The organism is Limosilactobacillus oris (genome assembly GCF_025311495.1).
GTDB classification, from domain to species: Bacteria; Bacillota; Bacilli; order Lactobacillales; family Lactobacillaceae; genus Limosilactobacillus; species Limosilactobacillus oris_A.
The window spans coordinates 1,818,372-1,841,588 of record NZ_CP104398.1; the positions used below are offsets into that span (position 1 = coordinate 1,818,372).

At 47.3% G+C, this 23,217-nt stretch carries 13 protein-coding genes; 12 read left to right on the top strand and 1 reads right to left on the bottom strand.

What is annotated here, in order from left to right; genetic code table 11:
* Positions 1-10 precede the first annotated feature (10 nt).
* Positions 11-460: a hypothetical protein gene (locus N4599_RS09035; RefSeq protein WP_260899215.1), complete on the bottom strand. Its 450-nt coding sequence runs from the start codon at positions 458-460 to the stop codon at positions 11-13.
* 257 nt (positions 461-717) lie between these two features.
* On the opposite strand from N4599_RS09035, the gene glf reads away from it, so the two are divergent.
* The 12 genes from glf (at position 718) to rfbD (ending at position 23,124) form a co-directional block, all read left to right on the top strand.
* Positions 718-1,836, top strand: coding sequence for a UDP-galactopyranose mutase (glf, locus tag N4599_RS09040; RefSeq protein ID WP_260899217.1), 1,119 nt, complete (start codon positions 718-720; stop codon positions 1,834-1,836).
* Between the two features lie 3 nt (positions 1,837-1,839).
* On the top strand, positions 1,840-3,273 hold the full coding sequence (locus tag N4599_RS09045; protein WP_260899219.1) for an oligosaccharide flippase family protein: 1,434 nt from the start codon (positions 1,840-1,842) through the stop codon (positions 3,271-3,273).
* 172 nt (positions 3,274-3,445) lie between these two features.
* Positions 3,446-6,043 carry a M23 family metallopeptidase gene (locus tag N4599_RS09050; RefSeq protein ID WP_260899221.1) on the top strand — a complete coding sequence of 866 codons (2,598 nt, stop codon included), beginning with the start codon at positions 3,446-3,448 and terminating at the stop codon, positions 6,041-6,043.
* A gap of 153 nt (positions 6,044-6,196) precedes the next feature.
* Positions 6,197-8,779 carry a C39 family peptidase gene (locus N4599_RS09055; RefSeq protein ID WP_260899223.1) on the top strand — a complete coding sequence of 861 codons (2,583 nt, stop codon included), beginning with the start codon at positions 6,197-6,199 and terminating at the stop codon, positions 8,777-8,779.
* A 152-nt stretch (positions 8,780-8,931) separates the two neighbouring features.
* Positions 8,932-12,357, top strand: coding sequence for a KxYKxGKxW signal peptide domain-containing protein (locus N4599_RS09060; RefSeq protein ID WP_260899225.1), 3,426 nt, complete (start codon positions 8,932-8,934; stop codon positions 12,355-12,357).
* Between the two features lie 95 nt (positions 12,358-12,452).
* Positions 12,453-13,295 carry a hypothetical protein gene (locus N4599_RS09065; RefSeq protein WP_260899227.1) on the top strand — a complete coding sequence of 281 codons (843 nt, stop codon included), beginning with the start codon at positions 12,453-12,455 and terminating at the stop codon, positions 13,293-13,295.
* A gap of 155 nt (positions 13,296-13,450) precedes the next feature.
* The gene (locus tag N4599_RS09070) at positions 13,451-17,041 is read left to right on the top strand and encodes an NlpC/P60 family protein (RefSeq protein ID WP_260899229.1); all 3,591 of its coding nucleotides are present in this window, start codon (positions 13,451-13,453) and stop codon (positions 17,039-17,041) included.
* 209 nt (positions 17,042-17,250) lie between these two features.
* Positions 17,251-19,566: a glycoside hydrolase family 73 protein gene (locus N4599_RS09075; RefSeq protein ID WP_260899231.1), complete on the top strand. Its 2,316-nt coding sequence runs from the start codon at positions 17,251-17,253 to the stop codon at positions 19,564-19,566.
* A gap of 159 nt (positions 19,567-19,725) precedes the next feature.
* A complete protein-coding gene (gene rfbA, locus N4599_RS09080) occupies positions 19,726-20,595 on the top strand; it encodes a glucose-1-phosphate thymidylyltransferase RfbA (protein ID WP_260899233.1) in 870 nt (289 codons plus the stop codon).
* Between the two features lie 14 nt (positions 20,596-20,609).
* The gene (gene rfbC, locus N4599_RS09085; RefSeq protein ID WP_003715806.1) at positions 20,610-21,185 is read left to right on the top strand and encodes a dTDP-4-dehydrorhamnose 3,5-epimerase; all 576 of its coding nucleotides are present in this window, start codon (positions 20,610-20,612) and stop codon (positions 21,183-21,185) included.
* Positions 21,186-21,187: 2 nt separating this feature from the next.
* Positions 21,188-22,171, top strand: coding sequence for a dTDP-glucose 4,6-dehydratase (gene rfbB, locus N4599_RS09090; RefSeq protein WP_007124444.1), 984 nt, complete (start codon positions 21,188-21,190; stop codon positions 22,169-22,171).
* 110 nt (positions 22,172-22,281) lie between these two features.
* Positions 22,282-23,124: a dTDP-4-dehydrorhamnose reductase gene (gene rfbD / locus N4599_RS09095; RefSeq protein ID WP_260899236.1), complete on the top strand. Its 843-nt coding sequence runs from the start codon at positions 22,282-22,284 to the stop codon at positions 23,122-23,124.
* Positions 23,125-23,217: the final 93 nt, after the last annotated feature.

The following is a 23,217-nucleotide window of genomic DNA, read 5'->3' on the forward strand; positions in this document are numbered from 1 at the left end:
ACCGATATATTTAGTTTTGCTTAACGATCTGCGCATTGCTTGGCAAGCTTCCGGACCAGTCCTTGTAGGTTACACCGGATTGGTTAGGAGAAGTCTGCCGGTCCATTCCATCACTGTCAACGTGGTGGGTAATCCCGTTTTCGTCGGTCCAGACAGCGACGTCATTCAGTCCTAATTGCTTTTGACTAGAAGATGATTGGCTGCTGGAAGAAGTCGAGCTCTCGCTATCATTAGTTGTGGCGTTGCTGTTAGCAGAGTTGGAATTTTCGTCAGATTCGCTCTGGCTGCTCTTCTTGTGTGAAGACTTATCTTTATTACTGCTCTTCTTGACCACCTTAGTGACCTTGTCTTTAGAAGTGGATGACTTTGAAGAATCATGGTTAGAACCACAACCGGCTAACCCGAACGCTAAAGTCAACACTAATAGTCCAGAGAAAACGAGGCGTTGTAATTTCTTCATATGATGATGTCTCTCCTATAAAAAAATTTAATTTTACCGTAACTATACTAATCGGCTTGTTGATAGTATAATTATAGCATTTGCAAGAAATATTCGTCCACCGCCAGCCTTTGCAACTGAACGGTGACATGAATCATAAAGCATTGTAACATTAACGGCAATCAGCATTCAATCGAAAACCAGGGTGGTTGCCGAGATTTAAAACAATAGTAAAATATTTGTAGTAAAAGAAATTAGAACGGATAAGGAGAACGGTTATGAAGAAGTACGATTATTTAGTTGTCGGTGCCGGCCTATTTGGTGCCACCTTTGCTTACGAGGCGGCCAAGCGGGGCAAGCACGTCAGGGTAATTGAAAAGCGCCCCCACATTGCCGGAAACATCTATACGAAGGAGGTTGACGGCATCCAAGTCCACCAGTACGGCGCCCACATTTTCCATACTTCTAATCAAAAGATTTGGGACTATGTCAACCAGTTCGCTGATTTTAACCGCTACACCAACAGTCCCGTTGCCAACTACAAGGGCGAAATGTACAACCTGCCTTTTAACATGAACACCTTTAATGAGATGTGGGGCGTGCGGACCCCGGCCGAGGCGCTTACCAAAATTGACGAACAGCGGCAAGAGATGGCGGGGAAGAAACCGCAAAACCTGGAGGAGCAGGCGATTTCGCTAATTGGCCGGGATATCTATGAAAAGCTGATCAAGGGTTATACTGAGAAGCAGTGGGGGCAGAAGGCCACTGAGCTACCGGCCTTTATCATCCGCCGCTTGCCGGTTCGGCTGACCTACGATAATAACTACTTCAATGACAGTTACCAGGGGATCCCAATGGGCGGGTACACTCAGATTGTCGAACGAATGCTGGATAGTGACCTGATTGATGTGGCAGTCAACACCGACTTCTACGACCACCGGGATGACTTCTTAGCTTCTGCCGACAAGGTCGTCTTTACCGGCCCAATTGACCAGTTCTTTGACTACCGGCTGGGTGAGCTGCAATACCGGAGCCTCCGCTTTGAAACTGAGGAAAAACCGGTGGGCAACTACCAAGGAAACGCGGTGATCAACTACACCGATGCCGAAACGCCTTACACGCGGGTAATCGAGCACAAGCACTTTGAATTCGGCAAGGGTGACAAGGACAAGACGATTGTGACCCGTGAATATCCAGCTGACTGGCACCGGGGCGACGAGCCATATTACCCGGTCAACAACCAGGAAAATAATCAGCTCTACGCGAAGTACCAAGAACTGGCTAAGGAGCAACCAAACGTTATCTTTGGTGGCCGGCTTGGTCAGTACCGTTACTACAACATGGATCAAGTCATCGCGGCAGCGTTAAAGACCGTCGCAAAGGAGTTCGACGAGTAAACAATGAAGGTAATTAAAAATTATCTCTATAATGCCAGCTACCAAATCCTGAATCTCTTAATTCCGCTAATCACGGTCCCGTACATTTCACGGGTACTGGGGGCGCATGATGTCGGAATTAATGAATACACTAACAGTTGGGTAACCTTCTTTTACCTGATGGGACAGATGGGGATTACCCTCTACGGTAACCGGGAAGTTGCCTACCATCGGGACGATCTTTATGAACGTTCGCGGACTTTCTGGGGAGTCGAATCTCTCCAGCTGTTGACGGTATCGGCCTCGTTAATTGCTTATTTGACAGCGGTCTTCTTGTTCAGTACAACATTCAAACAGTACTTCCTGCTTCAGGGAATCTGGATTGTTGCGACCGGGCTGGATGTATCCTGGTATTTCATGGGCTTAGAAAACTTTAAGGTGACGGTCGTCCGGAATACTTTCGTCCGGTTGATTTCAATCGTGCTGATTTTTACGATTGTCAAGGATGTTAACGACCTTGGCAAGTACATTGCGATTTTAGGGGGAACCCAGTTAGTGGGGAATTTGACCCTCTGGCCCTACCTTAAAGATAACCTGGTGTGGGTCAAAATTAGCGAATGGCACCCCTTTAAGCACTTTTATCCAGCCCTCCTTCTATTTATCCCGACGATTACTACCCAGGTGTACCTAGTGTTAAACCGGTTAATGCTCGGAAGAATGTCGACTCAGGTCGCTTTAGGGAATTTTGGTCAGGCAGACAAAATTGTTAAGTTTGTTTTAGCTGTTGTTACAGCGACTGGGACAGTAATGCTACCGCACGTGGCGAACAAGTTTGCCAAGGGGGATATTAAGGGAGTCCGTGATAGTCTTTACTCTTCTTTTGACTTTGTCTCCTCAATATCTGTCCCGATGATGTTTGGCTTAATGGCAATTTCCACTAGGTTTGCTCCGTGGTTTTTGGGAGCTGACTTCGAGCTGGCGGGACGGATTATGTTTCTGGAATCACCAATCATTGTTTTAATTGCCTGGAGTAACGTTACCGGGACTCAATACCTGATGCCGGTAAACCGGGTGAAGGAGTATACAACTTCGGTTACAATCGGTGCTGTTAGCAACGTCATTTTCAACCTCTTCTTGATTGAAGGCTGGGGAGCTAATGGGGCAGCTGTAGCAACTGTGCTTTCTGAATTATTAGTAACAGCTAGTCAGATTGCGATGATTCGTGGCACAATTAAGCGGCGCAAGTTGTTCCGAGAACAATGGAAGTATTTCTTATGTGGTTTTCTAATGTACCTGGTGGTTAACCGGATTTGTCTTGTAATCAACATGACTGTTGCTAATCTTTGCCTGGAGATATTAATTGGTATGGTTGTCTATTTCTTAGGCTTATTAGTCACAAGGGCTTCAATTATTGTTACAGCCCAAAAGTTACTTAAAAACCGCACAAATCGTGAATAATATTTCCCCTGTGTTACAGGATTTTTAAAAAAACTTAACTGATTTAGGTATATAAAAGCGTTCAATTCCTTTTACAGTAAGGGATTGAACGCTTTTTAACGAATTAATAGGGAGTTGCATTCTGGGGCAAGGACAGTTATCTTTATTATTAGCGTAATTCTAGTTTGACATTTTGGAGGAAAACATTATTTTTAACCTTAAGAACATTACAAGCAAGATTTTACCAACCATCACCGTTTGTGGTAGTGCGCTCTTTTTAATGCACGGTAAGGTTTCTGCTGATCAGATTGATAATACTAACCAAAACCAAAATAATGCTCAAACAGCAACTATCAATACTGAAGGAAGCACTAACTCAGCTTCTAATGATGACAGTAAGACGGCTACTCTGGTAAGCAACAACAATACTTTGACCACTGCGCAAAGTGACCAGAACACTACCGCAACTGTTAATAATCAGACTCAAACTACTCAAAATAATACAGCAGCTGTTGCTACGAAAGAAGCTAAGCAACAACCAAGCTATGACACCAATGACCATGGCAACTATGCCTGGATGGATTCCGTTAAGCTAAATGATAATGGTCAAGTTCAGGTTATTGGCTGGCATGCTACTAATGATTCAGCTGACAAGCCATATCATTACATTATTGCTTTTGACAATACAACCAACTCTGAAATTGGCCGAGTATTGGTTAATGACCCAGTTACTCGGAATGATGTTCAGCAGGCCCATAACGTTTATGGTGCAGATAAATCAGGGTTTAACGTTACTTTTAATATTAATCCTGATGTATTGGCAAATGCAGATTCAATTCAATTTATTAGTCGCTATAGTGCTAGTGGAACTGGTAATAGTAATTATACTGACTTTTGGTATGCGCCAATTACTTTTGATAAACAGAACCATGCTTTCTTAGACGTTGTTACGGTTAAGAATGGGCAATTGCAGGTAGCCGGCTGGAATGCTACTAACCAAGCGGCTAATAAAAAGTACCACACGATTATTGTTTACGATCGGACTGATAACAAGGTCGTTGGTAGTCAAATTGTCGAAAGCGTGGCTCGCCCGGATGTTGCAAAAGTTTATCCGAACGTGGTCAATGCGGATAAATCCGGGTTCGTTGCTAATTTTGACTTAAGTCAATTAAACTTAAATCACCAGTTACAGATTATCAGTCGTTATGGCACTAATGTTGCTGGCAATGGAACTAATGTTGACTACTACTTTACCCCAATTACTAATGGTAACTACACTAACCAGGGAAACTTAGATAACTTTAATATTAGTGATGGACAACACTTAAATGTTGCTGGTTGGCATGCTGATGATATCTCCAAATTGGAGAGTAATCACTTCCTAATCCTGTTTGATAACACAACAAATAAGCAGGTGGCGATGGTTAAGCCTGCTCAAATTAACCGTCCAGACGTTGCTAAAGTATACCAATCGGTAGCAACTGCTGGTCAATCTGGTTTTAATGTTTCGTTTGACTTAAGTAGCCTAAACTTAACGCCAGGTCATTCTTATTCCGTAGTTAGCCGGTATTCAACCAGTAACAATGGTAATGGTGGTGACGGCCAGTACACTGATTACTGGTTCAGTCCTGTTACTCTCGATCAGCAAGACTACTTCCTGGATCAGCTAAGTATGACTAATGACGGCTTGCACGTTGCTGGTTGGATGGCGAGTGATTACTCTAAGGGGCGTGACAATGCTTACCTTATCGTGTTAAACGATGGGAAAGAAATTGCTCGGCAAAAGCTAGACTTGTTTAACCGTGCTGACGTGGCAAAGGCTAAGAGTTCCATTTACAATAGTCTTAAGAGTGGTTTTAACACAACTGTTAAGTTTAACCCAGCTTTAGCCACTGGCAATCTGCAAGTACTGATGCGGTTCTCCAGTGCTGCTAACGGTGATAGCGACTACACTGATCAATGCACCCCAAGCTACGCGTCTAATGCCAGCTTTTTTGACAGCATTCAGGTGTCTGATAACGGTATCTACGTCAGTGGTTGGCATGCTAGTGACCAGTCTGCTAATAAGCCGTACCAATACTTAATTTTCTTGGATGCTAATACAGGTCAGGAATTATACCGGCAACGAGTTCTGGACATTAACCGTTCTCGTTCTGATATAGCTGCTGCTTATCCAACAATCATTAACGCTGACAAGTCTGGTTATCAGCTTGGCTTTGCAATTCCTTCACAGTTGGATCACCATACCGTAAGAATCATTCACCGGATTACTGATGATATTAACGGTAATGGTAACTACGTTGATGTTACGTCAGATCCGGTTTCCATCCACAACAACCGCTGGGCATGGCCATTCCCATCCGTTGGTGAAGGTCACTTCATGGGCGCTCAACTGTTCGGGGTTAATGCTGGTGGTGAATTCCGGCAAAACGGCTTCCACGACGGTCTGGACTTTGGTGCTTATGATCACCCTGGTACTCAAGTTCACGCTATCCACAGCGGGACGATTGTTGGTGTTGGCTACACAGCTGGCTTGGACTGGTACGTCTTGGAAGACACTGGTGAATACCTGATTGTTTACCAAGAAGCCTTCTCTAACCGTGGGAACATCAACGTTACTCCGGGTCAAAAAATTGAAGTCGGGGACGTTATCGGTAACCGTGATACCTCCCACGTTCACATCGGAATTACCCGTGAACATAACTTTAACCGGGCCCTGGCAAAGTCATTTACCAACGATGGTACTTGGCTGAACCCACTGGAAATCATCCGGAACGGTCTGAATGGTTAATAATTTAACTTTGGATTATAAAGAACCACAAACTGGTGGCTCTTTTATTTTGCAGTTAATGCAAAATAAGGCCGTTCAATGCTTTGGGATTAGGCCGGGATTTGGTATGATGTTAAGCAATATAGGTGTTTAAACGTAAAATTGGGGGATAATATGGAAAATAAACGACGCGTGAAATTATATAAAGCAGGTAAACTTTGGTGTGCGATGGCATTGACCACGGTGGCCCTAGGAGCCGGGCTAGCTTTGAATGGAACGCAAGCAAGCGCGGATAGCAATGTAATGGAAAGCAGTGCGGTTATAGCCAATACCGCATCAGCGGAGAAACAGTTGCCTGTTGTGGAAAATAGTGAAGTTAAGCCAGCGACTGAGCCCACCACGACGCAAGCACAAGCAGCTAGTGTGGATCCGAACGATCACGGTAATTACGCTTGGTTAGACCAGCAGCAGATTAATAGCCAGGGCCAATTAGTTGCGAGTGGTTGGCACGCGACTAATGAGGCGGCTGGCAGGGACTATCACTACATCATTGCTTATGATCTGACTAACCATGCTGAAATCGGTCGGCAACTGGTAGGGGATACTGCTCAACAGGTTGACCGGTCGGATGTTGCGAAGGTGCACCACGTTGCGGGAGCTGGTCAATCGGGCTTCAGGGTGACTTTTGACTTGGGGAAAGTATTAGCTAATACCCAATCAATCCAGCTGATCAGTCGTTACAGCAGTGATAAAAGTGGCAATCAGGACTATATTGATTATTGGTTTGCACCGATTACTGTTAACCGGGACAACAACGCGAGCCTTGATAGTGCCGCTGTGGTTGATGGTAAATTGCAACTAGCGGGCTGGCATGCCTCTAACTTGGCAGCAGATAAGGCCAATCACTTTATTATTATTTACGATCAAACCCTTGGGCATGAGCTTATGCGACAAAGGGTTGATAGCGTTAGCCGGCCTGATGTTGCTAAAGTATACTCTGACGTGGAAAATGCCGGGCATTCGGGCTTTAACGTTAGCTTTAATCTAGCTGGCCTGGACTTTAACCACCGGCTTCAGGTAATCAGCCGTTATAGCTCATCGGCTGATGGGAATAGTGATTATCTTGACTACTGGTTTGCACCGCTTACCACTGGCAATTACGCTAACCAGGGTTGCCTTGACGTTCTTAATTTGAGTAATGCCAAGCAGGTTACAGTAAGCGGTTGGCACGCTAATGATATTTCCCGGTTTGCTACGAACCACTTCTTGATTTTGTACGATAATACTGCTAACTGGCAAGTAGCTGCAACAGCAGTGGTAAATGGTCAACGCCCGGATGTTGCCCGAGCATTCTCGGTAATTACGACTGCTGGGAAATCTGGTTTTACAGGGAACTTTGATCTTTCAAGTACCCAACTGGTTGGCGGACATACCTACTCCATCGTTAGCCGCTATTCGACTAGTGATCAGGGGAACGGCGGAACTGGCAGCTACGCTGATTACTGGTTTGCGCCGTTTACTCTTAACCAGCATGCCTTTTCCTTAGACAGCGTTAAGATGACTGACCAGGGCTTACGGGTTACCGGCTGGGTGGCGAGTGACTATTCAGGTAATTACCCGTATGCTTATGCCATTGTCATGAACGATGGCAAGGAAGTAGCTCGCCAGTATTTGTCCTTAACCGCCCGTCCAGATGTGGCTCGTGCATATAGCAACATTTACAACAGTCAAAATAGCGGTTTTTCTGAGCTGATTAAGCTGAATCCTGCCGATATCAATGGAAGTATGCAGGTTATCCTCCGCTTCAGCAATGACCAGGGGGGCAACGGTAACTATGATGACCAGTGGTCCCAGAGTTATGCTTCCAATCAGGGGTGGTTCGACCAGACGAACTTTGATGGTCAACAGGTTCATGTTGCCGGTTGGCACGCTAGCAACCAGTCTGCTAAATATCAATATCACTGGTTAATTGCGGTGGACCAGGAGGGTCACGAACTTGGGCGCTGGCAAGTACAAAACAAGCAGTTAGAGCGGGCTGACGTTGGTAAAAAACTAAGCTATGTTTTAAACAGTGATCATTCTGGCTTTAACCTTAGCTTTGCCGTAAACGACCAGATGCAGCACAAGGTAATTCGTCTGATTGACCGCTTGACTGATGATCCGAACGGGAACGGCAATTACGTGGACTATTATTCCAATGGCGTTTCCATTAATTCTGGTGCTCAAACGACCGGTGCAAAGACCCTGTATTACGATGCGATGGGGAATATCGTCGGCGCCTTTAACAACGCCGAGGTCATCTGCCAGAACCCTGAGCTGCCGACGGGGTGTGAAATGACCGCGGTCACGATGATGCTCCGTTACGCCGGGGTCAACATCAATAAGTTCCAAGTGGCAAATGAAACGCCACGAAGTTCGAATGGTGACTACGGCTTTGTTGGCAACCCATACAGCGTTACTGGCTGGTGGGTCTTCCCAACCGGGATTGCGCCGGTGGTTCAGCGCCACTTGGGCACCAGCCAGGTGATGACTGGGGCTTCTCTAGCTGCTATCCAGGACAAGCTCAACATCGGCCACCTGGTCGTAGTGTGGATGGCGAACATGAACGGCTTTGTCAACCACGCCATCACCCTGACTGGTTACAACGCTAATGGTTTCTTCTATAACAACCCGTGGACCGGCCGCAAGGAAGCGATGTCCTATGGTGAATTCTATGGTCACTGGAACGCAGACGCGCAACGGGCTTTAAGTTATTAAATAAACTGAGATGGTGCTCGCACATTTGCGGGTACCGCTTTTTATTTTAAAGTTTTTTATGCGGCAACTAGGAAAATATGGGTGTAGACTTTGAGATTTTAAAAGGGAGGGGTAGAATAAAAGTGCTTATCTTTAGGTGGGAGGAAAACAAAATGACTGAGCATAAGAAAATGTATAAAGCTGGCAAGCGCTGGGTAGTCGCCACATTGACGGTTGCCAGCATTGCAGTCGCAGGGACGACAGTGAACAGCCAGGTTGCCCATGCCGACACGGTTAGTGGGACTGAAACTCAACAGGTAAGCAACAACGGCAACTTCAGTGCCCCGGGTACCGGGACCGCCACTCAACAGGCAGAGAACACTAGTGCAAGCAACGCTAGTGATGATGACAATGATCCGCGGATTAAAGTAATTAGTGGGGACATGAACAAGGCCGCGCGGGCCTCTTACGAAAAACAGGCGCAGGAAGCGCAACAGCAAATAAATGAATATAATAACGGAATTGAGCAACTAAAAGAACAACAAACCAAGAATGAACAAGCAGTCACTTATGACCAAGAGCAAATCAATCAAGGAAACCAGCAACTAAACCAATTAAGATCAGCTAAGCTTAGTAAGCAAAAAGAGCTTCACGCGCAGTTAGAAGAAAACATCGAGCAAAGGAAAGAGTGGTCTGCACACATTGCTGAGCTCAGAAGCGAGTGGCATAAATTATACGACGTTTATCAGAAGGCTCATGTTCAGAGTGAAAAATTATATGACTTGTATTTCCACCAAGGTCATACTGAGCTCAGAGAGGAGTACAATAAAGCGAATAAGGTAGATCAGGATGCCTATAAGGCATTTCAGGAAAAGCAAGACGCAGTCATACATGAAACCAAAACGGTTGAGCTTACCCAAAAGGGCACACAGCTTTCTAATCAGATGATGGCACTTGCTAATGACCACAATCCATATCTACCGGAGGATAAGGATAAGTACGAGCAAGCACAAAAGCAGGTTGAAACATATACGACGCAACTCAAAAATGAGCAAGCGACTAAAGTCAATCTAGCTAGTAAAATAAGTACCCTCCAGGCTAAACTTAATAATGCAGAGCTTCAACTCTCTAATGCAAATGGAATGATTGACGTCTATACGCCATGGTATAAGGTCGAGAAAAAGGTTACTCAGACGATAATCTTCAATCTACCGGATGGTACCCAAAGGCCTGTTTTACGAGTGGGGACACTTGATGGGATTAAGCGGGTTCCAACAAATGGACCAGTTAGCTATGAATGGCCCACATCAAAATGGCCTGCTTTTACTGCTCCTTGGAACTTTGGCGACGAGTACATTGTTCCATCGGTTCCAGCTCAAACGGTATATAGCAATACGCCCGACCAAACCATTACCCTCAGCTACACCGTCGCTAAGGATTTTGCAAAAGAAAATTATGGTAAGCTCACTTCCGTAATCATTACCCCTTCAATGGGTGGAGATTTGGTTCGGCTTGGCCTTGAAGGCTGGCACGTTGCCGACGCTAGCCGAGTATTAAAGTATGCTTACATTATCATCAAAGATCAAAAAACTGGGGAGATAGTTGCCGAAACAAGCTACGCGCCATTAGCCAGCCAGGATGCTCAACAAGCCTACCCGAAGATTGCTAATAGTAATCAAGCTAAATTTAGCGTTGTTTTAAACATTCCCCTCAAGAATTTAAATGATCCTCTGGGGGTCATCGCCCGTTATACAAACGGCGATAGTTATGATACCGGGAGTTTGAATGCTGATTACTCGTTTGGACCGATTAAGGCCGATATGGGTAACCACGCCTGGCTGGACCAGTGTGCTTTTGTGAACGGGAAATTACATGTTGCTGGTTGGCACGCTACCAACCAGGCTCCAGGCGCTACCCATACGATTATTCTGTTTGATGCGATCCGCCATTGTGAAATTGGCCGAACTACCGTGGGTAATGATTTAAGGAATGATGTTCAAGCCGTTTACCCGACAATCTATAATGCTGGCTATTCAGGCTTTTCCGCCGACTTTGATGTTACCCCGGGCGTGGTTGGTGACCAGTTGCAAATCGTTTCCCGTTGGAGTGGCAATGATACCAATACCAACTACGTAGACTATTGGTTCCCTGCCAAAGTAATGATGAGTGGCGAAGACAATAATGCCTACCTTGACCAAGCCAAGGTTATCAACAACCACTTCACCGTTGCCGGCTGGCACGCCACTAACCAAGCAGCTGGACGCCAGTATCACACGATTATCCTCTTCGATGTTAGTCAGAATCGCGAGTTAACCCGGATTAGCGTTACCCCAGCCGAACGAGCTGACGTCGCCAGAGCCTTCCCGCAAATTTTCAACGCCGGTGAGTCCGGTTTCAACGTCAGCTTTGACCTTCTGCCCGAAATGGCAACCGATAATATCCAGATTATTTCGCGCTGGAGCAAGTCCCAGGACGCCAATACCGACTATGTTGACTACTGGTTCGCCCCGCTCCGGCTCTTAACTGATGATAACGAGGCCGCCCTTGATGGGGTTAGTTTCGCCAACAACCAGCTGCAAGTCATCGGTTGGCACGCTGCTAATCAAGCGGTTGGGCGTCCATACCATACAATCATTATTTTTGACGCTAGCCAGCACCGTGAGTTAGGGCGCAAAACGGTTAGTTTAACGGAACGGAATGACGTTGCCCGTGCATTTCCCCAAATCATAACTGCCGGAAAGTCTGGCTTTAATGCCAGCTTTGACCTCCTGCCCGAAATGGCAACCGACAACATCCAAATCATTTCACGCTGGAGCAAGTCCCAGGATGCCAATACCGACTATGTTGACTACTGGTTTGCTCCCCAGCGGTTGTTAATGGACCAGTCCAACCGGGCCGCCCTTGATGGCGTCAGCAGTTATAACGGTAAGTTAGTGGTTGCAGGCTGGCACGCCACTAACCAGGCCCTAGGCAAACAATACCATTATATTATTATCATCAATCCAGCTACTGGCAAAGAAATCGCCCGCCAGCTGGTCAACTCCGGAATGGCTCGTCCTGATGTTCGCAAGGCATTCCCGGGGGTCGCTAATGCTGACCAGAGCGGCTTCAAGGTGGCCTTTGCACCAAATACCGCCCTTACTCAGGCTCGGCAGCTAACCATTATTAGCCGGTGGACCGATGATCAGGTTGGCAATGGTAACTACGTTGATTACTGGTTTGCCCCAGTGACGCGACCTGCTATTCAGGATAATGCGGGAGCACTTGAGAGCGAGCGGTATGCGTGGGGTACACTGGGAGTCACCGGCTGGCACGCCACCGATAGTTCCCTGAATGAACCCTATCGGACGTTGATTCTCATTGACAATACCCTCCACAAGGTAGTGGCCCGCCAGTCGATTAGCAGCGTTGCGCGGCCGGATATTGCCAAGAAGTATCCAAACATTGCGGGAGCCGGTAATTCTGGCTTTGACACCCACTTTAAGGTTAACGGGGCTGACCCGACTCACGACTTTACCTTGATTTCACGGTATTCTGCCACGCGCGATGCCAACGAAAATTGTACTGACTACGACTTCCATATCGGTCAGTTATGGTAATCGGTAAATCCAAACCGGAAATCAAAATAGCTTAGGTGGCTAATCAAGCATTACTTTCGACTCTTGATTAGCCACCTGAACAGGAGAATTACAGAATGAAAAAACTAAAAATGATGTCTGTATTCTTAACAGTAATTGTGCTGGGACTGGTTATAACTGCTTGCGGTAAAGAAACAAGCAAACTGAAAGACAATGGTCAGCCGCTAACCGGTGCTTATGAAACTAGGGGTACGACTAATGATGGTACTAAGCAGCCCAGTTATTGGTATTTCAAGAAGGATGGTACCTTCCTGTATTGCACGCCGCAGGTCAATTCAACTAACCCCAAGAGTGATACCGAATACTGGTATGGTGACGCTAAGCGCGGAACCTGGGAATTGCGGGGAAACGATGAGTACGAGCTTAAAATGCACGATCTTTATGATGATGACTACTATCACCTTGACGCTGAGATTGATGGCAGTGGTGATCTTTCCGTTTCAGACAGTGCAAAAAAGCCGAAATATGAATATGGCACTGATGTTGGCTGCTATAAGCGGAAAGAGATGACTTATTCCCAGTTCATGGACTTGTTTAACCAGGCCAAGGCATCAGATCAGCGGGGTATTCAGGCTACTGGCTATACAAAAGCAGACAACGGCGATAGCAATTCAAGTAGTGAAAGTAGTAGTTCCGCTACCTTCAGTAGCAGTGCGGATCCAGACGAAATTGGCCGGGCGGTCTACAAGCTAGTTTTCCCAAGTGAAGAAGTCAACTCGGTTGAGCAAGACGGTGATTCCTACTACGTCAGCAATGAATATCATTCCGCCGACAGCACAATCCGCTTCCAAATCAATGGTGATAAGGTTACCTACTGGACACAAGCGGCGGGCGATACGATCGCGGATGGTCACAACGAAGAGCACACCGTCAGCATTAGCAGCCTGTTAGGTGGATAAAGGTTGCTTTATGGGAGTCTGGCTAATTAGTTCCAAACGGAAGAGAAGCAATTTTTTCATTCAATGCAGAAATTGTTAGTTAAATGTAAAATTCAAAAAAGCAAGAGAGTATAATAAGCCTTGTTAATTTAATCAAGAAGTTGGGGGGAAACACAATGGAAGAGAAAAAATACTTCAAGCTGTTCAAAGCCGGCAAAAAGTGGTGTACGATGGCGATTGCCACTTTGGCAGTGGCAGCCGGCACGGCCGTGATGGCGGGTGCCGCTTCGGCTGATGAGGCAGTCCCAGCAACCGCAAGTCAGCCGTTACAAACGGCGCAGGTGGTTAACGGCCAAAGTGCGACCGGTATGGCTGACCAAGCAGCCAGCCAGTCCGACCAGCCGGCCAACCCGGTAACGGGGAACGATAAGCAGACTAACCAACAGCCGCAACGGCAGGTTGACTACCGGACCCCGGTCAACGCCGGGAACCTAGATGGGGCTAATATGGATAAAAATGGCAACGTCATCTTCGGTGGTTGGCACGCGACCAACCAGTACCAGGAGGGGATGCACCACTTTGTCATCATCCTTGATGGCGGCAACAACCACGACGAGCTATACCGGCATGAGGTGACGACCGTTGAACGGCCCGACATTGACAAGGCCTATCCCAAGGCACCAATTGCCGGCCAGGGCGGTTTTACCATTGCGGTACCAGTGGACCGGCTGAATGGTGCTAATTCCCTGCGGTTGGTTTCGCGCTACACAAGCGATGCAGCTGGAAATCCCGCTGGCGGCAGTGACTACTGGTTCCCGGTCGTAACTACCAAGGCCGGCTGGCTGGATCAGTTTAAAGTTGATGGCAATCAAATCACCGTTTCCGGCTGGCACGTTGATGACCAGGCCGCTAGCAAGACAGAACACACGGTTATCCTCTGGGACAAGACGAAGGGCCGGGAAGTTGCTCGAACGATAGTGAATAACGTTGCTAGTGCAGATTTGCCTAAGGCCGGCTATGCTATGGTAGCTAACAGTACGCTGGCGCGCTTTACTGCTAACTTCACCATTACACCAGCCATGATGGGTGATGAGTTTACCATTGTTAGTCGGTACAGCAAGCCAGACCAGCAGGATAGTGATACTTCTGATTTGTGGCTGGGCGGCTTAAAGATTAACAAGACTGGAAATGCTGGCTATCTGGATAATTTCTCCGTCGATAAGGCTAGCAAGAAGATTAATATTTCCGGCTGGCACGCGGATGATATGTCGGCGGCTGAACCAGAACATATTGTGATCCTTTTTGATACAACGACCGGCCGGGAAGTGGAACGGCAAACGGTTGCGACTACTAACAGTTCGGACGTGGCCCGGGCTTATGGCAATATTAATAATGCCGGGAAGAGTCGTTTTAACGTCCAGTTTGCTTTAACACCGGCGCTTCTCAATCACCAGTTGGAAGTCATTAGTCGCTATAGTGTTGCTGGCAAGGAAAATAATGACTACTCTGATTATTGGTTCACTAATAATCAACTGAATCTTGCTACTAATAAACAGGGGTGGCTGGACAATTTTGTCTTGGATAAGCCTAACAATAAGGTCGTTGTCAGTGGTTGGAATGCCGATGATGCGAGTGCTTTGATGCCGAACCACTTTATTATTCTGTTTGATAAGACCACAAATAAGGAATTAGGGCATAAAATTGTGACTAACGCGGCTAGTCCGGACGTTGCTGCTAGTTACGCTGGTGGAATCGTTAACAGTAACCGAGCTCGCTTTAGTACTAGTTTTAAGATTACTCCAGAGATGGTCGGCCACCAGTTGATGGTAATCAGTCGTTATAGTGACTCTGCTAAAGAAGATGATTACGGTCACTACTCAGATTACTGGTTTAACAATAATATTATCAATTTTAGTGTTAACCAGGCAGCTTGTTTGGATAATTTTAAGATTGATCGGGCTGCTGGTAAGGTCTATGTCAGCGGTTGGCATGCGGATGACGCCGCGATTTATTATAAACTTGCCGATGATAAGCCTGCTGGTCACTACGTTATCCTTTTTGATAAGACGACCGGCCATGAGTTAGTGCACCAACGAGTTGAGACCACTGCAAGTGGTGATGTTGCTCGAGCAGGTTACGGGAACATTGCTAATGCTAACCAAGCCCGCTTCAGTACCAGTTTTAACATTATGCCGGAAATGGTGGGGCACGACCTAATAGTTATTAGTCGTTATAGTAATTCGGCTACTAATGATTATGGATCAGCCACCTCGGATTATTGGTTTAATAACAACGTGGTTAACTTTCCAGTTAAGCAACAGGCATTTTTAGATAACTTCAGCCTAAACGTTGCTAAAAAGAAGATTAGCGTTGCTGGCTGGCATGCAGATGATGCTTCGGTTTATATGCGGGGCCACTACATCATCTTATTTGATAAGACCGCTAACCGTGAAATTGGGCATCAATACGTGCCAACGACGGCAAGTCCAGATGTAATGAATGCTACCCACATCACTAATGCCGATAAAGCCCGGTTTAAAGTCGACTTCGACATTACACCAGAGACACTGAACCATACCCTAATCGTAATTAGTCGTTATAGTAACTCCACGACTAAGGACTATGGAACGGCGATGTCAGACTACTGGTTCACTAACCAGATTGACTTGAACCAGCAGGAAGGCTGGCTTGATAATCTTAGTCAGAGCGGGACAACAATCAACGTTGCTGGTTGGCACGTGGCTGATTCAACGGTTGGCTTACCACACCACATGATTTTACTCTGGGACTATTCTCGGAACCGGGAAGTGGCCCGGCACGAAGTTACTAATACGGCAAGCGGTGATCTTCAGGCTGGTTACGGTCACTACTTGAATAATGCGCAGGCCCGTTTTAGCACTAGCTTTACAGTGGATCCAAGCATGGTCCACGACTGCTTTGGGATCATCAGTCGGTACAGCAACCAGGCTAGTGGGGAAGGAACTTATAGTCAGTTGTGGTTGGACAACCGCTACTTGAATGCCTACCAGAATCCTTCCTGGATGTACCAGATTAATTACAAGCAGATCCAGGCTAATCCGGCTGAAGTGGGTCACAGCATTGGTCCCGGCTATGAAGGGGTTAAGACCTGGTTCATCAAGAGCCGGTTAGGGACCGCTAATATCCACAACCAGTACACGTATGGGGATGCCTATGCCATCATGAATATCCAACGGAGCCATGGCCTGCCAGTAACCGGCTGGGTTGACCTGCCGACTTGGCGGGCGCTAGGCTACTCTGATGACCTCTGGTACGGGATTGACAGTTACGTTCAACCGCTCCAGGTGACGAACCCAGGAGCTGGTCGGCAGGCCCACATTGAAGCAATGATTAACGCGGCTTACCAGTACCTGGGCAAACCGTGGTGGGCTGGTTGCTCTTCTGCCCCGGCCTGGGGTGTTGACTGCTCCGGCTTAGTCATGCAGGCGCTATACGCGGCGGGAATCAACCCGACTTCCGCAAGCTCAACCCACCACGGCTACCCGGGCAACGAGTGGAACTCACGGAACCTCTTTGCCGATCCGCACTTCGCTAATATTAGCTGGAATGACCGTCAACGGGGCGACCTAGTCTTCTACTATGAACCAGGGACGCGGACGATTTGGCACGTTGCCATCCTGCTGGATCCAAACACGGTAATCGAAAGCTGGCCGCCGTCGGTAATGGTTCAGCCGATCTTGAACGGTCAACGGAATGTAATTGCTGGAATCCGGCGAGTCTTTGCCTAGCTCATTAGGGACTTAAGTTTACAAATTGGGAGATTATGAAACGGTAATCATTGACTATTAAACATAGTTGATGATTACCGTTTTTATTTCACCCTTTTGTCCTTTTATAAACTTACTGTAACTTCGCTGTAATTTTGCAATGGTACCATAGTCAATGGTGTTTAAGTTAGATTATTAGTTTTTAAGATTTGAGGGAAAAGTTTTAAACAATGAAAAACAAGAAACAATCACGAGTAAAAATCGTATTACCTGTTTTATTTACCTTTGGTGCGTCCCTGCTGTTCTTTCAGGCTGACGCCCAAGCCGATAGCAGCCAGTCTGCCGATGCAAATGCCCAGGTGGTGGCTACTACTGACGCAAATACGCAAAACAATAATTACCAGAGCTTAAATCTAAGTACGAGCCAAAATCAAAGTGTAGCGTCCGCCCAGGTCTACACGCAAAGTGCGGTAGCTGCGAACCAGAATAATAACAGCAGCACTAATAAGGACGGTGCTGTTAGCCTCAGCGACAGTACCATTCAAGCGGCCGCAAACAAGCCGGTCGTGGAAACCAACCCCGGTTACTCTACTAATCAATACAACGTTACGGCTCAGCCGGTAAACGCTGCTAATGGTGGTAGCGGTGCAGCCAGCCTTAACACGGCAGGGTTGACCGCCGCCCAAAAGGCCTTTTTGGATTCGATTCATGATGGTGCCATCTCTACTTGGAAACAGTACGGAGTCTTGCCTTCCCTGACTGCTGCCCAAGCAATCATCGAAAGTGGCTGGGGACAGTCCAGTTTGGCTTCCCAATACCACAACCTGTTTGGAATCAAGGGTTCCTACAATGGTCATAGTGTCACCCTGCCAACGCGGGAAGTTTACGGTGGGCAGAGCGTCATCATCAACGACTCTTTCCGGGCCTATGACAACAACTCTCAGTCCGTTCAGGACCACGGTTACTTCCTGGTTGCCAATAGCCGGTACCACAACTTGCTGTGGAAGACTAACTACCGCGATGTGACCTACTTAATTCGGGCCGATGGTTATGCAACCGACCCGAGTTACACGACCACGCTGAACTCCGTGATTGAACGCTACGGCTTGACTGCTTGGGACCAGGAAGCCTTTGATGTCAATACCGGGTACATTGACGACCTTTCAGTTCGCGGCAACCAGCTCCACATTGCTGGTTGGCACGCAGCAAACTCTTACAATTCTAATATGCACCATTTCATTATTTTATTGGATGGCAATGGCCATGAATTGTACCGGACTGAGGTTGCTGGTGTTTACCGGCCGGATGTTCAAAATCTTTACTCCAATGCAGATATTGCCGGTTGGGGTGGTTTTGATATTACGATTCCGTACACGAATAATTTTGCAGGGCAAAATATTCAGGTAGTTTCCCGTTATACTTATGATGGAAACGGTGAGATTAATGGTGGAAAAGACTTGTACTTTAACCCAGTGTCGTTGAATGCTAATGCTGGGTTCTTAGATAATATGAGTTTGGATGCTAAGACTGGCAACCTTAATATTTCAGGCTGGCATGCGGCTGATGCAAGTCTGAACAAGAATTACCACTACATCATTATCTATGACGGCTCAAAACAGACTGAGCTGGGTCGTTACCTAGTAAAAAATTCAACGCGGAACGATGTTGCCAATGTTTATCCCGGCATTTACAATGCGGCTGAGTCAGGCTTTAGCTTAAAACTAAAATTTAATCAGGCTCTTGCTGGAGATCAAATTCAAATCATTTCGCGGTATAGCAGCTCGAAAGATGGCAATAGTGATTACGTAGATTACTGGTTTGCACCCAAGACGTTTACGGCTAACGAGGCTTGTTTAGATAATTACAGTATCCAAGGTGATAGTTTGAACGTTAGTGGCTGGCACGCCGCTGATCAGAGTGTGGGTAAAAAATACCATTACGTCATTGTCTATGACGCAACGAAGCATCAAGAAATCACTCGTCGGTTAGTGCCATCTTCTAGCCGGGGTGATGTTGAACGGGCATACTCAAACGTTTATGGTTCTGACAACTCAGGTTTTAGTATAAATATTCCATTAACGTCTGCTATGACCAATGGTGACCAAATTCAAATTATTTCGCGATACAGCGATAGTCAAAATGGAGAAGGCAATTACGTAGATTACTGGTTTGCTCCCAAGACGTTTACGGCTAACAAGGCATATTTGGACAATTTTGCAATTAAGGGGCAACAAGTCCAAATCGCCGGCTGGCACGCGGCTGACCAAAGTGTGGGCAGGCCATACCACTACGTCATCCTTTTCGACGCAACTACTGGTCGGGAAGTAAAGCGACAACTTGTTCAGGCGATTGCGCGGCCGGATGTTGCCAAGGTTAATGGTGATGTTTACAATGCCGGACAGTCGGGCTTTAACCTGACAATGACGGTTGATTCATCCCTCAGTGGTCATAATCTGCAGGCAATTTCCCGTTACAGTGACTCTAAGTCTGGTGAAGGCCACTACATTGATTACTGGTTTAAACCAGTCAACGTTACAATCAAATAGCTAAACTTGGCCGGGAGTGATCCTGGCCTTTTGTTTTTCCATGGCTAGATTTGAGTAAACGTCATGGCGCCTTTCGTGTTTTTTAGCTAGTTTTAATCATTTCAAGTGCCTAAGTGTGCTAAAATTAAACATGGATTTTGGCATTTTAAGGAGGCCATTATGAAAGGAATTATTTTAGCTGGTGGATCGGGTACCCGTTTGTACCCGATTACCCGGGGAATTTCAAAGCAGCTGATTCCAGTTTATGATAAACCAATGGTGTACTACCCCTTGTCAACCCTGATGTTGGCGGGGATTCGTGACATCCTGGTGATTTCTACTCCGGAATTTATGCCACTGTTCAAGAACCTACTGGGCGATGGCTCAGAGTTGGGATTGAACTTCTCCTACAAGGTTCAAGAAAAACCAAACGGACTAGCTGAGGCCTTCATCCTTGGTGAAGATTTCATTGGTGACGACAGCGTCTGCCTGATCTTAGGCGATAACATCTACTACGGGGCCGGATTATCCGACCTGGTTCAGTCGGCCGCAAAGAAGACTGACGGGGCAACCGTCTTTGGCTACCACGTCAACGACCCGGAACGGTTTGGTGTCGTAGACTTTGATGATCAGATGCACGCGTTATCGATCGAGGAAAAGCCAGCCCACCCAAAGAGCAACTATGCGGTTACCGGCCTATACTTCTACGACAACGACGTAGTTGATATTGCCAAGCACATTCAGCCGTCTGCCCGGGGCGAGCTCGAAATCACCGACGTCAATAAGGAATACCTGCGCCGGGGTAAGCTCGACGTCAAGCTGATGGGGCGGGGCTATGCCTGGTTAGACACCGGGACCCATGATTCCATGCTGGAAGCGGCCAACTTTATCGCCACGATTGAACGGCGGCAGAATCTCAAGGTCGCGGCCCTCGAAGAAATTGCCTACCGGATGGGCTACATCGACAAGGACCAGCTGGTCAAGCTGGCTCAACCGCTAAAGAAGAATGATTATGGCCAATACCTCTTACGGCTGGCTAAGGAAGATTAAGGAGCGAGTAATTAATGTCATTGAAAGTTATTGATACGTCATTGCCTGATGCCAAGATTGTGGAAACCGATGTCTTCGGTGACCACCGGGGCTTCTTTACCGAAACCTACACGAAGAATAAGTTTGAAGAAGCCGGCATCAACGTTGAATTTACCCAGGACAACCAGTCATTGTCCGTGGAACCAGGAGTCCTGCGGGGGATGCACTACCAGTTGGCACCGTACTCCCAAACTAAGTTGCTCCGGGCCGTTACCGGGGCCATTTACGACGTCATCGTTGATATTCGGAAGGGCTCACCAGCTTACGGCAAGTGGGAAGGCTTCATCTTGAGTGAATACAACCACCGCCAGCTCCTGGTGCCGAAGGGATTCGCGCACGGTTTCGTTACCCTGACGCCTAATGTTAACGTTGCCTACAAGGTTGATGGCTACTACGCACCGGAAGCTGATCGCGGGATCGCCTTTGATGACCCTGACCTGGACATCAAGTGGCCAATGCCGGTTGACCACCTGATTCTCTCCGAAAAGGATCAGCACCACCCATCATTCAAGGACGCCGAAATTAACTTCACTTACGGGGAGGACAAGTAAACATGAATATTTTAGTTACTGGTGGGGCCGGCTTTATCGGTTCTAACTTTATTCACTACATGCTGGAAAAGCACCCGGATGACAACCTGATCAACCTTGACCTCTTAACCTATGCGGGGAACATCCACAACCTGGACGACGTTAAGGACAACCCACACTACCACTTTGTTAAGGGAAACATCGTCAACCGGGAGCTCGTCACCCACCTGGTGCACGAATTCAACATCGACCACATCGTCAACTTCGCGGCCGAATCGCACGTTGACCGGTCAATCTTGCACCCCGAAGTTTTCGTGGAAACCAATGTTCAGGGGACCCTGGCTCTCTTGGATGTAGCCAAGCGCGAGGGGGTTGAGAAGTTCCTGCAGGTTTCCACCGACGAAGTTTACGGGACCCTGGGAGCCACCGGCTACTTCACCGAGGAATCGCCACTGCAACCAAACTCACCGTACTCCGCAAGCAAGGCCTCTGCTGACATGATGGTTCGGGCCTACTACGAGACTTACGGTCTGAACGTCAACATCACCCGTTGTTCCAACAACTACGGGCCATACCAATTCCCTGAAAAGCTGATTCCGCTGATGACTTCTAACGGAATGGAAGGTAAGGACCTGCCAATTTACGGGAATGGTAAGAACATCCGTGACTGGCTCTACGTTTCCGACCACTGCCAAGCGATTGACCTGGTCCTCCGTGATGGTAAGCCGGGTGAAATTTACAACGTTGGTGGTCACAACGAACGGACCAACAATGAGATCGTCCACCTGATTGTGGATAACTTGGGAATTTCCGAAGACCACATCAAGTACGTCAAGGACCGGCTGGGCCACGATAAGCGCTACGCCATCGACCCGACGAAGATTGAAACTGAACTGGGCTGGAAGCCGGAATACACCTTTGATACTGGAATCGTGAAGACGATTGACTGGTACAAAAACAACGAAGACTGGTGGCAGCCACTGAAGGCCAAGGCAGCTTTGAAGTAAAAATGGAAGTGCGAGCCAGTCCTCGACAGGGCGGCGAGCACGTTATCTTTGGATTGAAAAAAGAGACTGTGGGTTGAACCAGCAGCCTCTTTTTTCGGAAGGGAGAACCTATGTCTAAAATTTTAATCACTGGGGCTAACGGGCAACTGGGGACCGAACTCCGCCACTTATTGGATGAGCAGGGAATTGAGTACAGCGCCTTTGACTCCCATGAGATGGACATTACCGATAAGGCTACCGTTGATGCCCGCTTTAATACGGAGCAGCCGGAAATCGTCTTCCACTGTGCGGCCTTTACCGCCGTGGATCCGGCCGAAGACGAAAAGAAAGACTTGAACTGGGCGGTCAATGAGGCCGGTACCAAGAACGTTGCCGAAGCCGCTCAACAGGCGGGGGCCACCCTGGTCTACATCAGCACCGACTACGTCTTTGACGGGACCAATGAGGGCGAGTACCAGGTCGACGCGCCGACCAACCCAAAGAATGAGTACGGGAAGGCCAAGCTGGCGGGCGAGCGGCTGGTAGAACAGATCATGGATAAATACTACATCATTCGAACTTCCTGGGTCTTCGGTCAGTATGGTAAAAACTTTGTCTACACGATGCTGCGGCTGGCAAAGGACCATGACCGGCTGACCGTCGTTGCGGATCAGGTTGGTCGGCCAACCTGGACCCGGACCCTGGCGGAGTTCATGCTTTACGCGGTTCAACACCAGATTCCATTCGGCCTGTACCAATTATCCAATGATGGCTCCTGCTCTTGGTATGAGTTTGCCAGTGAGATTTTGAAAGACCAGCCGGTAGAGGTGACAGCGGTAACCTCGGAAGAATACCCGCAAAAGGCATACCGGCCCCGGCATTCCATCATGAGTTTGGATAAGGTCAAGGCCACCGGCTTTACGCCAATCAGCTGGCAGGAAGCCCTGAAAAATTTTCTGAAACAAGTTGATTAATTGTCTGTTACAGATATTTACAATCCCGTTGCAAACGGGATTTTTATTTTTTAAAGTCTTATAATTTTTGTTATGCAGAATAAGAAAGTGTTA